The organism is Sphingomonas prati (assembly GCF_014643515.1).
Taxonomy (GTDB): Bacteria; Pseudomonadota; Alphaproteobacteria; order Sphingomonadales; family Sphingomonadaceae; genus Sphingomonas_R; species Sphingomonas_R prati.
In genome coordinates, this window is sequence record NZ_BMJP01000003.1 from 329,714 (window position 1) to 342,028 (window position 12,315).

Here is a 12,315-nt window from a genome sequence, read left to right on the forward strand (position 1 = left end):
GTCAGTAAGCCGATCGCTGGCCCAGCACGGTCAACGCCGTCCGCGCCAGAATGTAGATGTCGAACCAGATCGACCAGTTGTTCACATAATGCATGTCATGTTCCAGCCGTCGGATCAGCTGGTCCGTCGTCGTGGTCTCGCCGCGCCAGCCGCACACCTGCGCCCAGCCGGTCAGCCCGGGCTTCACCTTGTGCCGATCTGCGTATGTCGCGACGACCTCGCCGAACGGCACCCCGCCCGCCCGCGTCGCGGGGGCATGGGGGCGCGGTCCGACCAGTGACATCTGGCCGATCAGCACGTTGATCAGCTGCGGCAGCTCGTCGAGGCTTGTGCGCCGCAGGAACCCACCGACCCGCGTCACGCGCGGATCGCGCCGGCCGGCCTGCACGATCGGGGCCGCGCCGGCCTGGACATACATCGTCCGGAATTTGAGGATGTGGAAAGGCCGGCAGTTCAGCCCCTCGCGCAACTGGCGGAACAGCACCGGCCCGCCGCTGTCCAGCCGGATCGCCACCGCCACCGCCAGCATCAGCGGCGCGCACAGGATCAGCGCCACCAACGCCAGCGTCCGATCCATCAACGCTTTCTGAAAACGCTGCCCCGGCGTCAGCGGCCGTTCGCCGACGGTCAGGAACCGCAACCGCGCCTGCGCGGTCGCCGACCGCCCCGCCGGCACCAGCGGCCCGCGATCGGGCAGCAACAGTATATCGACCGGCGTCGCCGACAGGGCACGCACGATGGCATCAATCCGCGTCTCGTCCGCCCACGGCAAGGTGAGGAACACCCGGTCGATCGTGCCCGCCCGGATCATCCGCACCAGATCCGCCACGCCGCCAAGATACGGCAGCGGCAACCCAGTGGCCACGTTCGCCGCCACCGGGCGATCGTCGAAGAACCCGAGCAGCGGCATCGCGAGCCCGTCGCTCCGTTTCAGGTGATCCGCGAACGCGACACCCTGCCGCCCGGTCCCGACCACCGCGGTGCGGCCCTGGAACAGCCCGGCGTGCTTCAACCGACGTGCCGCCTGCAGCACCAATATCCGTCCGGCAACGATCGCGATCAATCCGGTCGCGAACCACAGCACCAACCCCCGCCACGGCAGCGCAATCTGCGCGTCGAACGCATGGCCCAGCGTCGCCAGCGCCAGCACCGTCGCGACCCACGCGTTCAGCACGCGTGGCAACGCCCGCCGCACCAGCAGCAGGGCATCCGTATCGTAACCGCCCGTCGCCTGCGCGATGCCGCTGTGGCACGCAATCGCGATCGGCACGATGCCCCAAAGCGGCAGGCGCCATGCGTCGCACGCCAGCGCCGCCAGCATGATCGCGGCGAGATCGACCAGCCACGTCGCGATCGCGACAAGCTGGAACGGCAAGGCGCGACCAAGGCGGGCGACGACCGGCGACGACACTTCGGCCGGCGCGATCACGCACGCGCCGGCCGCCGCCACATCGCCCGATCCAGCCGGATCGGCGGCCCGCAGTTCTACCGGTTCCGCGTAGCCGACTGCGGCGTCAGCCACCGACGACCAGCGCCAGCGGCCGCTCGGCAGCCTGCACCGGCAACAGCCCCTCGCGGATGACGTGCGCGATCATGTGTGCGCGGTTACGCGTCCGCGTCTTCAGTCGCACATTCTCGATGTGCCGCTCGACGGTGCATGGTGCAATCTCGAGCTCCAGCGCCGTTTCCTTTGCGGACATCCCGCAGGCCACCAGCCGCAAGACCTGCGCCTCACGTCCGGTCAGCCGCGTCAGTTCACTGACTTGTCGTGCCATTATCTATCCCCCCTATTTGCGGCCTGCCCGAGTCCCCCGGCCGTATCGGTATCACCAGTATGAAGGTATTCAGACTAACGTCGCATGCGCATTCGGGTAGGTCCGTCGGGGTTAGCGCTCCCAGAACCGACGCCGTCGGCGGCGCAACACGCGCTAGAGAATGTCGTTTTCAAGTGCGAACGCGACCATATGGGCGCGGTTGCGCGTCCGCGTCTTCAGGCGGACATGGTCGATATGCCGTTCGACGGTGCGCGGCGCGATGTCGAGCTGCTTGGCGATTTCCTTGGCGGAAAGACCACGCGCGACGGCTTTCAGGACTTCCAGTTCGCGCGCCGTCAGCCAGGACAGCAGATCCTCGGGCGTTGGGTTCACGGGCCCCGCCTCGCCGGTTGCCCGGTTCGCGGCGCGGCAACCCGTCTGCCCCGTTCAGCCCGCGGCACGGACCAGAACCGGTCCGGACTTCGGCCCCGGGATCGGCACGGTGGCCGCAAGCCTTGGCACTTGAAGGCCGCCATGTGCGCCGTAGATCGCGGCCTGCGTCCGGTTCGCGACCCCAAGCTTGCGCAGGATCGCCTTCACATGAACCTTCACGGTGGATTCGGAGATGTCCAACCGGCGCGAAATGACCTTGTTCGACCAGCCGGTGATCAGGCAACAAAGGATCTCCTCCTCGCGGACCGACAGGTTGGCGCTTTCGAGCAGGTGCCGCGCATGATCGCGTTTCGGCCAGTCGTGGTAGCGTTGCAGCGTGTCGGCAAGATGAGACGGCATCACCTTCTCCCCCATCGCCACCAGCCGGAGCGACTGCACCAGCGGGCCAAACGACATGGCGCGGCAGATGTAACCGTGAACGCCCGCGCGAAAGGCGCTGGCCATCGCCTCGAACTCGAACGTCTCGCTCAGGATGACAAGTTTCACGTCGGGAAACCGGCCGCGCAGCAGCCGCACGCCAGCCGCATCGTCGGCCGCGATGCGACCGTCCACCACGATCAGCAGATCGTCGTCATTCTCCCCGGACAGTTGCGCCAGATCTCCGACAGACTGGGTCACGTCGAAATGCTTTTCGGTCAGGATGTGGCGAAGCCCTTCTCGCACGATCGAATCAGGACCCAGTAACGCGACCTTGAACGACTGTTGCACGGCGAGCTCCTATTTGGTTCTACGCAAAGCCGAATTTCTTCGGTTGGCGGAAGATCCGGGGCTTCCGCAGGGGTCACGAACTCTCATCGCGGACGGTCCGCGGGGGCAGCGCATACCACGAAACGTCGTTAACAAAACATTCACAATGTTAATCAACGCAAAATCGCAGGCGTGTATTTCGTACAACTAGTCTTTGACCTCCCGACCGCGATCGGCCCGGTTAGTATGCGCATGGGACGAACAATCACAAAAGCGCGACGAAACGACTCGCGGTTCCTTCCAAATTTTTGCGTGAACAGCGGGATCGGACTGCCGCCGACGTGGGACTTCCTCGACCAGCCAAAGCTATGGGAGCATCCCACGAGAGTTCCGGAACCGGGGCGGGTTCAAACCGTAGCGATCACGTCCCTGCAGCGGAAAACTCGAACAACACCGATCCGACCAAAGGCTGAAACCGCGTCGGTACCGTCCCGATTAAGCGTCCCCTGCACGGGGTACTATCCGCCTGTTTCCGTGGTGCTTTCGTGCCATTTTCCCGCAGACACTCCATGCCGACCAGGCACGCGCCGACTGTATCGCGGCATGGACCGGAGTGTGTTTACTCCGCAAGCCGATCGACTTGCGCCGTCACGATAGACACCCGGCTTCGTTAGTGGCCGCAGATGGCCGGACGAAGGCTCACAGTACAGCGATCACCCTCCATCCGACGCACGGTTACGCCGCTGCACCGCCGCGTTGCCGATCCTAGATCGACTGTTCAGAACCGCCGCGGAAGCAGCCGCCCCGCCCTGCTCAAGAGCGGGGCTGCCGAACAATCAGCCGTTGCCGGTCGCCCGGACGATCGTCAGGAACAGCGCGTAGAGCAGCCCGGCCAGCAGCATCGCCGCCGGCAACGTCATGATCCACGCCAATGCGATGTTGCGCACGGTACTCTTCTGGAGCCCGGAGCCGTTCGCCACCATCGTCCCCGCCACACCGCTCGACAGGATATGGGTCGTCGACACCGGCATGCCCTTCACCTGCGCCAGCAGGATCGTGCTCGCCGCCACCAGCTCGGCTGCCGCCCCCATGCCGTAGGTCAGATGCGCCTTGCCGATCTTCTCGCCGACCGTGACGACGATCCGCTTCCACCCGATCATCGTGCCCAGCCCGAGCGCCAGCGCGACCGCGATTTTGACCCAGGTCGGGATGTAGCGCGTCCCCTGTTCCAGCAGGTGCTAATACGCGGTCAGTACCTTGTCCCCGCCGCTCGGGAACCGCGCGACCGCTGCCTCCTTGTCCTCGTTCAGCAGCCGCAGCGTGTCGTAGGCGAGGTACATCTCGTTGCGCACATTCTTGGTCTCGGCGGCCGGCACGCGGCGAAGCGATCCGTAGCTGCGCAGGTCCCCGACGATCTGGCCCGAAACATTATCCAGCGCGGCATAGACCTGCGGCGTGTCGGGCTGGTGCGTCCGCAACGCGCGCTGCAACGTGGTGCGCGCCTCCGGCGGATCCATCGTCACGCCGGCCGCCTTGCTCCGGAACACCGTCTGCGCATCCGACGCGGCCTGGATGAAGGCGGGCGTCGAACTGTCGGGCATCGTGCGGTTCAACGCATAGGCGGTCGGTGCGACGCCGATCAGGATCAGCATGATCAGCCCCATGCCCTTCTGCCCGTCGTTGCTACCATGCGCGAAGGACACCGCGGTGCAGGTAAAGATCAGCAGCGCGCGGATGTGCAGGGGCGGCGGCTGCTCACCCTTCGGCTCCTCGTACAGTTTCGGATCGGGCAGCACACGCTTCATCGCCCACAGCAGCAGCATCGCGGCGACGAAGCCGATGACCGGGCTGATCAGCAGCGCCAGCAGCACGCTTTCGGCCTGGCTCCATTCCACGCCGGCGGTCGCGGCCGCCCCGCTACCCAGCCACTGGTTCGCCACGCCAACGCCGAGCACGGAGCCAATCAGCGCATGGCTCGACGAATTGGGCAGCCCCATGAACCAGGTGCCAAGGTTCCACACCACCGCGGCGATCAGCAACGCGAAGATCATCGCATAGCCGCCCGCACTGCCGACGTTCAGGATCAGGTCGACCGGCAACAGGGTGATGATGCTGTACGCCACCGCACCCGTCGACACGATGACGCCGATGAAGTTCCAGACGCCCGACCAAACCACCGCGAAGACGGGTTTGAGCGAATGGGTATAGATCACGGTCGCGACCGCATTGGCGGTATCGTGAAACCCGTTCACGAACTCGAACCCCAGCGCGATCAGCAGCGCGAGGCCCAGGAACAGGAACGCCCCGATCGCCAGCGGCTCGCCCACGCGCTGCGTATCGAGAAAGACGCTGACGCCCGCATAGACAAGCCCGGCGAGCAGCGCGACGAGGAAACCGATCGTCGCCGCCGGATGGACCTTGTGGTCCATCGCGACCCGCGGCGGTGCCTCGCCGACCCGGTCGATCACGGACGGTGCTGCTGCTGTCATCGATCACTCCTGCGTCGCGCATGTCAAAAATGCGCCGGCCCGACGTCGGACCGCTAAAACTCGCCTTCGATGCCAACCGCGTCAGATTTGTTACAACGCCCCGGTCGGCGGGGTGAACCGGCTCGCCAAGGCTCATCGCCCGATCGGCAACACACGGTCTCGATTGGTGCAATCCTGCGCCCGATCCTAACCTATATCTAGCTGAAACGGCTATTTGCGGCGCAGGAACTTGGTATCGCCTGCAATCGCGCGGGCGTCGGCGGAAACCATCTCCACCGCCGGCGGCCTGCTGGAGACGACCGATGCCGCTGACCCGTTTGTGCATGAGAACCGTGATGCGCCCGGACGCGGCTCGCTCGTGACCGAGTCGCACGCCTCGCCGACGGACGGCCGTCGTGCGTTCCGCATCAATCGCACCGCGCGGATCTTTTTGGCGTTGGTCGGGGGCATCCTGCTCGGCACCTTCCTTGCCGAACGACAACCCGCCTTGCTGGCGAACGTGCTGGCGGTCGCCGGTCCGATCGGGCGGCTGTGGCTCAACGGGTTGACCATGACGGTCGTGCCGCTGGTGTTCGGGCTGTTGGTGACCGGCATCGCCAGCGCGGCGGAAAGCGCATCGGCGGGCGGCATCGCGCGACGCGCGCTCCTGTGGTTCGCGGTCCTGCTGATTGCCGCGGCCGGGGTCAGCGCGCTGCTGTCGTCCGCGCTGCTCGCCGTCTCGCCGCCGGCCGAGTCCGCCGCGCTGCTCACCGGGCCAACGACCGCCGCCGCGCCCGCCCCGGCTGACGGCCCGACCGACTGGGTCGGCGGGTTGATCCCGACCAACCCGATCAAGGCCGCGGCCGACACGGCGATGGTCCCGCTCGTCGTCTTCGCCATGCTGTTCGGGTTCGCGATGGCGCGGATCGCGGCACCGCTGCGCGCCGCCCTCGTCACCGCATTCCGCGGGATCGTCGAAACAATGCTGGTGATCGTCGAATGGGTGCTGTGGCTGGCCCCGCTCGGGGTCTTCGCGCTCGCGCTGGCGGTCGGTGCGCAGCTCGGGCTCGGCGCGGCGGGCACCTTGCTCCATTATGTGCTGATCGTCGCGGCGGCCTGCCTGTCCGCCGCACTGCTCGCGATGCTCGCGGCGGTCGTGGCGGGGCGCATGTCGCCCGTCGCTTTCCTGCGTGCGGCTTTGCCGGCGCAGGTCGTAGCGGTCAGCACGCAATCCTCGCTGGCGTCGCTGCCCGCGATGATCGCCGCGGCCCCCGCGCTCGGGTCGGATCGCGATGCGGCCGGCGTCATCTTTCCGCTCGCCGTCTCGATCTTCCGCGCGGCCAGCGCGGCGGCCAACATAGCGGTCGCGGTCTATCTGGCGCATCTCCACGGCGTGCCGCTGACCAGCGCAACGCTCGCGGTCGGCGTCGTCACTGCCGCGGCGGTCAGCCTCGCGGCGGTCGGGCTGCCGGCGCAGGTGTCGTTCTTCGCCACGATCGCGCCGGTGTGCGTCGCGATGGGCGTGCCGATCACGTTGCTGCCCGTCCTGCTCGCCGTCGAATCGCTCCCCGACATCTTCCGCACGTTCGGCAACGTGACCGCGGATCTCGCGGTCGTGCGGCTGGCCGGTCGATCAGGCGCGCGTGAAGACGGCTGACACCAGCGCGATGCGCTCCACCTTGGCATATTGCGGCCGGTCCAGCTCCTCGCCGAACACGTCGGGGTCGATCTCGCGGTAGCGCAACGTGCAGCCATGGTCGGCCGCCGCCTGCACTAGACGGGCCTTGAGCGGATCCTGCCCGTCAAGGATCGCGCTCCCCGTGTAAAGAATGGCCCGCCCGGTCCCAGACAGCTTGCCGAGCGCGGCGAGCGTCAGGTCGAACGGCAGCTGCGCGCCGTGCATCCCGCCGCCGTCGCGGTAGGCGCGGCTGTCGTCGTCCATCAGATAGGGCGGGTTGAGCAAGGCGAGATCGAACGGCGCGGGCACATTGTCCAGGCCGCTGGTCTCGATCGTCTCGATCGCGAACCCCGCCGCCGCCGCGTTGATGCGGGCCAGGCGCAGAGCGTGGCCATTGATGTCGGTTGCCACGACCGTCGCGCCGGGGCACAACGCCGCCGCCGTGACCGCCCCGACGCCTGCGCCGACGCCGATATCGACGATGCGCCCCCCCGCCGGCAGCGGCTGGCGCTCCAGCTCATCGGCGATCAGGTTGGCGAAGCGGTAGCTGTCCGGCCCCAGGAACACCGCGTCGGTGCCCGCGGTCGGATAGGCCGAGTGCCAGAAGGCGACATCGCGCACGGTCGACAGCCGAACCATGCTGCGCAGCGCGACGCCCGTCTCGTCGAGCATCCCGACCTCGCGCAGCGCCTCCTCGATCGCAGGCGGGATCGCCCCGCTCTCGAACGGCACGCTCCAACCGAAGACCTCGGTCAGCGACCCCGCCCGGCGGTCCGGCAACCGGGTCAGCACCCGGCCGTGCGTCTCCGGTGTCGGCGTGACGTGACGATAGCCATCCGCGACGAGCTGTCGCGACAGGTCGAGAAGGGCTTGGTCGGCTTTTGAAAAATGCTGCATCCGCATCACTTAAGCCCCCTGCCCGGCGGCGCAACCGCTTGCCCGTTCCGTCCTCGCCCAAACCGGACGATACCAGGCTCAGCAACCGTCGAGCGCGTTGATCGATCGAATGAAGGCACGGCCGTCCCGGTCGGCAAGCCGGATGACCGCGGTGCCCTCGCAACGCGATCGGCCGGCCGAATAACGGTAGCTGACCCGATAGCGACCCGCGTCCAGCGGCACGACCCGCGTCAGGCGGATCGGCTCGGCCAGTCGTCCGTAGAACCGATCCATCGCATCGGGCGCAAAGGCGCCGCTCGCCCGCTTCTCGGGTACGATCTGCGCCGACGCCGCCCGGCCATTCCCCTCGCCCAGCGCCGCGTAGAACCGCCGAACCGTCGCCTCGCCCGCGTCACCCGCCGGGACGACCGACCGCGGCTCGGTGCTACGGGCGTCCGTTGCCCGTTCTGCGGTTCGCTCAGGCACGCGCTCTACAACCGACCCCGCCGATGCGTCGTCCGGAATGCTCGCTGCCTGCTGCCCCGGGTCGATCGCCGGCGACGGCCGGTACGCGCCGGTCGAGAGGTTGAACGCGGCCAACCTGCCGATGATCGGCTCCGCCCCGGTCAGCCGGTAGACGTAGCCGCTGCCATCGGCCGCCGCCTGCGCGGTATAGTCGATATCGGCCTCCAGGCTGCGCTCGCCGCCGAACGCGCGCTCGGCACCCGCCGGGACCTGCAGGATGAACCGGCCCGAACATTGCGTCCGGTCGAGCGCCGGGTCCCACCCGTTCACGACCGGATCCTCGATCCGCACGATCGAATAGTCGGCCAGGATATCGAGGTTGGTCCGATCGCCCTGATGCTGGCTGACGGCCCGGTCGAACACGATGCTCTTCAGCCGATCATAGGCGATCGACGACGCGCAGGCAGCCCGGTGGCGCTTCGCCTCCGCCCGCGGCTTGGCGGCATCGGGCGCTTGCTTTGGCTCGACCTTGCCGCACCCGCCAAGCGTAAGCGCCAGTATGACCGCGACGCCGCCGCCGATCGCTTCAGACAGTGTCCGCATGTTTCAAATCTCGTCGATCGCCGCGCAACGGCGTTGCATGGCAGAACCGGACCGGTAGGCGACCTCGTCGCCGCACGATAGCCTGCCCGAGCCACGCCGCGGCCCGAACGGGTGACGCAGCGCCCAACCGGACGGGCAGCGCGCCCGCCCGAAAACCAAGCCCGGACATCGGGCACCGGCCGCGCATCTGAACGTTTGACGCGCGAAACGGATCACGCGCCGCTGGAACGAGCCGGGAGCAGCATCTATGGGGGTTGGGGAATGACGGACATCGACGACACGCCCGCCACTCCCTCGCCGCTGAAGCCGTTCCGCTATCCCATCTTCCGCGACGTATGGCTCGCCAACCTGCTGTCGCGGTTCGGCGGGCTGATCCAGTCGGTCGGCGCGTCGTGGCTGATGGTGTCGCTGGGTGCGTCCGCCACGTTGATCAGCCTCGTCCAGACATCCACCACCCTGCCCATCATGCTGTTCTCGCTGCTCGCCGGCGCGCTGGCCGACACGTTCGACCGCCGCCGGCTGATGCTGATCGCCCAACTGTTCATGCTGGTCGTGTCGCTGCTGCTCTCGCTCGCGGCCTGGTTTGGCGTGCTGACCCCCTGGCTGCTGCTGGCGTTCACTTTTCTGATCGGGACGGGCGCCGCGCTGAACGGCCCGGCGTGGCAGGCATCGGTCGGCGACATGGTCCCGCGCGACGACCTGCCCGCGGCGGTGGCGCTCAACAGCATGGGGTTCAATGTCGCGCGCAGCACCGGGCCGGCGGTCGGCGGGCTGGTCGTCGCCGCATTCGGCGCGGCCGCCGCGTTCGCGGTCAACACGGCCAGCTATCTCGGGCTGCTGTTCGTCCTCACCCGCTGGCGGTCGCCGGCCCGTCGCGAGCAGTTGCAGCGCGAAACGCTGGGCCGCGCGATGGGTGCGGGGCTGCGCTACGTCGCGCTTTCGCCTTCCATCCTCACCGTCCTGGTGCGCAGCCTGGTGTTCGGGTTGGGCGCGAGTGCCATTCCCGCGCTGATGCCGCTCGTCGCGCGCGATCTGGTCGCGGGCGGCCCGCTCACCTTCGGCCTGCTGCTCGGCGCGTTCGGGATCGGCGCGGTCGTCGGCGCCTATTTCTCCAGCGGACTACGCCGGACATTGTCGACCGAGGGGTTCGTGCGGTTCGCCCTGATCGCGCTGGCCGCCGCCTCGATCGCCACCGCCTTCAGCCACTCCGTCGTCCTGACCATGGCGGCGCTGTTCGTCGGCGGCGCCGGCTGGGTGCTCGCGCTTTCGACCTTCAACGTCACCGTCCAGATGGCGTCGCCGCGCTGGGTCGTCGGTCGCACGCTCGCGCTGTACCAGATGTCCGCATTCGGCGGCATGGCGCTGGGCAGCTGGCTCTGGGGCAGCGTAACGGAGCAGGCGAGCCTCGAGACGGCTTTGCTCTGTTCGGCGGGGGTCTCGCTCGGCTGCCTCCTCATGGGCCTCGTCCGGCCCCTCCCGATGGCGGGGAAGGCGGACCTCGAACCGCTCGGCCGGTGGAAGGCACCCACGCTGGCCGTGCCGATCGAGGGCCGTAGCGGGCCGGTGGTTACCACGATCGAGTACCGCATCGATGACGACAAGCTCGCCGAGTTCCTCCACCTCATGGTCGAGCGGCGACGCGTCCGGCGGCGCGACGGCGCGCGCCACTGGCTGCTGCTGCGCGATCTGGAGCAGCCGGCGGTGTGGGTCGAACGCTACGATACGGCGACCTGGACCGAGACCGTCCGGCACAACGAGCGTGCGACACGGGCCGATGCCGACATCGGCGAACGTCTGCGCGCGCTGAATGCCGGTAACGAGCGGCCGCACGTCCGCCGGATGCTGGCCCGCGACCTCGACGCGGTCCTCGACGACGCCGACATCACCGCCGCACTCGCCCAGCCGCTCACCGATCCGTCGCGACAGGCGTGATCCCCGGGCAGACCGAGGGATGAATGGTCTGACTAACCGACCTGTTGAGCGACCAAACGGCCGACAACTAGGTCGCTCCCATTCGGCAAACCGGCCTTACCACTCGTTAAACGTGGTTTATCAATTCGTGCCCTGTTAGAGTTGCGGGGAGTATCGGGCGAAGCGGTGTTGACGACAACGGAAGGTGAGCGACGCGTGGCGATGACGGAGACGATGCGTTGGTTCGGTCCGTCCGATCCGGTCACCCTGCGCGACATCCGACAGGCAGGCGCCGTCGGCATCGTGACCGCACTTCACGAGATTCCCAACGGCGATGTCTGGCCGCACGCCGCCATCCTGGCGCGCAAGACGATGATCGAGGAAGCCGGGCTCCGCTGGGCCGTCGTCGAAAGCCTACCCGTCCCGGAGGCGATCAAGACGCGCGGCCCCGGTGCGGAGGACTGCATCACCGCCTATTGCCAGAGCCTGACGAACCTGGCCGCCTGCGGTATCCGCACGGTCACCTACAACTTCATGCCGGTCATCGACTGGACCCGGACCGACCTGGCATGGCCGATGCCCGACGGCGCGCTGGCGCTCCGGTTCGAACTGGAGGCCGCGGCGGTCTACGACCTGCACATACTGCGCCGGCCGGGTGCCGAACGCGACTATCCGGACGAGCTGCGCGAGCGTGCCGCCCGCCGGTTCGCCGCGATGGACGAACCGGAACGCGCGAAGCTCGAACGGACGATCATCGCCGGCCTGCCGGGCAGCGAGGAAGGCTTTACGGCCGACCGCTTCCGCGCCGCGCTGTCCGCCTATGACGGGATCGATGCCGACACGCTGCGCGATACCCATGTCGCGTTCCTGCAAGCGGTCTGCCCCGTCGCCGACGCGCTCGGGGTCCAGCTCGTCGTCCACCCGGACGATCCGCCCTTCCCGCTCTTCGGCCTGCCCCGCGTGGTCAGCACGGAGGCCGATGTGGCGAACCTGTTCCGCCGCGTGCCCAACCCGTCGAACGGCCTGTGCTTCTGCGCCGGATCGTTCGGGGCGCGACCGGACAACGATCTTCCGGGCATGATCGACCGACTGGGCGACCGGATCGGCTTCCTCCACCTCCGTTCGGTCCAGCGCGAACCGGGCGGCGCATTCCACGAGGCCGCGCACATGGCGGGCGATGCCGGCATGGTGACGCTGGTCGCCGCGATCCACGCGGTGCAGGTCCGCACGTGCCGCTCGATCCCGATGCGTCCCGATCACGGGCACCAGATGCTCGACGACCTGACGAAGAAGACCCTGCCCGGCTACTCGCTGCTCGGGCGCATGCGCGGTCTGGCCGAGTTGCGCGGGCTGGAACGCGGGATCGCGCATATGGCCGCGCAGGCGGAGATCCGGCGCGACGATCCCTGACGAGACCACC

Annotated in this window: 9 protein-coding genes and 1 pseudogene; 3 read left to right on the forward strand and 7 right to left on the reverse strand. The window is 68.0% G+C overall.

All coding sequences use genetic code 11. From position 1 onward, the window contains the following. Position 1: 1 nt before the first annotated feature. The 5 genes and pseudogenes from IEX50_RS12005 to IEX50_RS12025 form a co-directional block, all read right to left on the reverse strand. Entirely contained in the window at positions 2 to 1,522 is a 1,521-nt protein-coding gene (locus IEX50_RS12005) for an undecaprenyl-phosphate glucose phosphotransferase (RefSeq protein WP_157176133.1), read from the reverse strand. Next, a complete protein-coding gene (locus IEX50_RS12010; RefSeq protein ID WP_157176134.1) occupies positions 1,515 to 1,775 on the reverse strand; it encodes a helix-turn-helix domain-containing protein in 261 nt (86 codons plus the stop codon). The genes IEX50_RS12005 and IEX50_RS12010 overlap by 8 nt, the downstream gene beginning before the upstream one ends. A 153-nt stretch (positions 1,776 to 1,928) precedes the next feature. After that, the gene (locus IEX50_RS12015) at positions 1,929 to 2,147 is read right to left on the reverse strand and encodes a response regulator transcription factor (RefSeq protein WP_157176135.1); all 219 of its coding nucleotides are present in this window, start codon (positions 2,145 to 2,147) and stop codon (positions 1,929 to 1,931) included. 54 nt (positions 2,148 to 2,201) lie between these two features. Further along, the gene (locus IEX50_RS12020; protein ID WP_157176136.1) at positions 2,202 to 2,915 is read right to left on the reverse strand and encodes a response regulator transcription factor; all 714 of its coding nucleotides are present in this window, start codon (positions 2,913 to 2,915) and stop codon (positions 2,202 to 2,204) included. An 815-nt stretch (positions 2,916 to 3,730) separates the two neighbouring features. Continuing rightward, positions 3,731 to 5,323: pseudogene (locus tag IEX50_RS12025) on the reverse strand (inorganic phosphate transporter). 289 nt (positions 5,324 to 5,612) lie between these two features. Between IEX50_RS12025 and IEX50_RS12030 the strand changes: the two are divergent. Beyond that, entirely contained in the window at positions 5,613 to 7,019 is a 1,407-nt protein-coding gene (locus IEX50_RS12030; protein WP_229673950.1) for a dicarboxylate/amino acid:cation symporter, read from the forward strand. On the opposite strand, the gene IEX50_RS12035 is transcribed toward IEX50_RS12030, so the two are convergent. Both IEX50_RS12035 and IEX50_RS12040 read right to left on the reverse strand, forming a co-directional pair. After that, a complete protein-coding gene (locus tag IEX50_RS12035) occupies positions 6,996 to 7,943 on the reverse strand; it encodes a methyltransferase (RefSeq protein ID WP_157176137.1) in 948 nt (315 codons plus the stop codon). The two genes, IEX50_RS12030 and IEX50_RS12035, sit on opposite strands and share 24 nt — an antisense overlap. A 72-nt stretch (positions 7,944 to 8,015) precedes the next feature. Beyond that, positions 8,016 to 8,984, reverse strand: coding sequence for a hypothetical protein (locus IEX50_RS12040; RefSeq protein ID WP_157176138.1), 969 nt, complete (start codon positions 8,982 to 8,984; stop codon positions 8,016 to 8,018). Positions 8,985 to 9,245: 261 nt separating this feature from the next. Between IEX50_RS12040 and IEX50_RS12045 the strand changes: the two genes are divergently transcribed. Continuing rightward, positions 9,246 to 10,916 (forward strand): MFS transporter, encoded by a 1,671-nt coding sequence (locus IEX50_RS12045; RefSeq protein WP_157176139.1) that lies wholly within the window; start codon positions 9,246 to 9,248, stop codon positions 10,914 to 10,916. A 201-nt stretch (positions 10,917 to 11,117) separates the two neighbouring features. Further along, positions 11,118 to 12,305, forward strand: coding sequence for a mannonate dehydratase (gene uxuA / locus IEX50_RS12050; protein WP_157176203.1), 1,188 nt, complete (start codon positions 11,118 to 11,120; stop codon positions 12,303 to 12,305). Positions 12,306 to 12,315: the final 10 nt, after the last annotated feature.

What these genes read in the sequence shown, in the direction of transcription:
- IEX50_RS12010 (WP_157176134.1), bottom strand. Translation starts at nt 1,775, where the DNA reads ATGGCACGACAAGTCAGTGAACTGACGCGGCTGACCGGACGTGAGGCG.
- IEX50_RS12035 (WP_157176137.1), bottom strand. Translation starts at nt 7,943, where the DNA reads ATGCGGATGCAGCATTTTTCAAAAGCCGACCAAGCCCTTCTCGACCTG.
- IEX50_RS12040 (WP_157176138.1), bottom strand. Translation starts at nt 8,984, where the DNA reads ATGCGGACACTGTCTGAAGCGATCGGCGGCGGCGTCGCGGTCATACTG.
- IEX50_RS12045 (WP_157176139.1), top strand. Translation starts at nt 9,246, where the DNA reads ATGACGGACATCGACGACACGCCCGCCACTCCCTCGCCGCTGAAGCCG.
- uxuA (WP_157176203.1), top strand. Translation starts at nt 11,118, where the DNA reads ATGACGGAGACGATGCGTTGGTTCGGTCCGTCCGATCCGGTCACCCTG.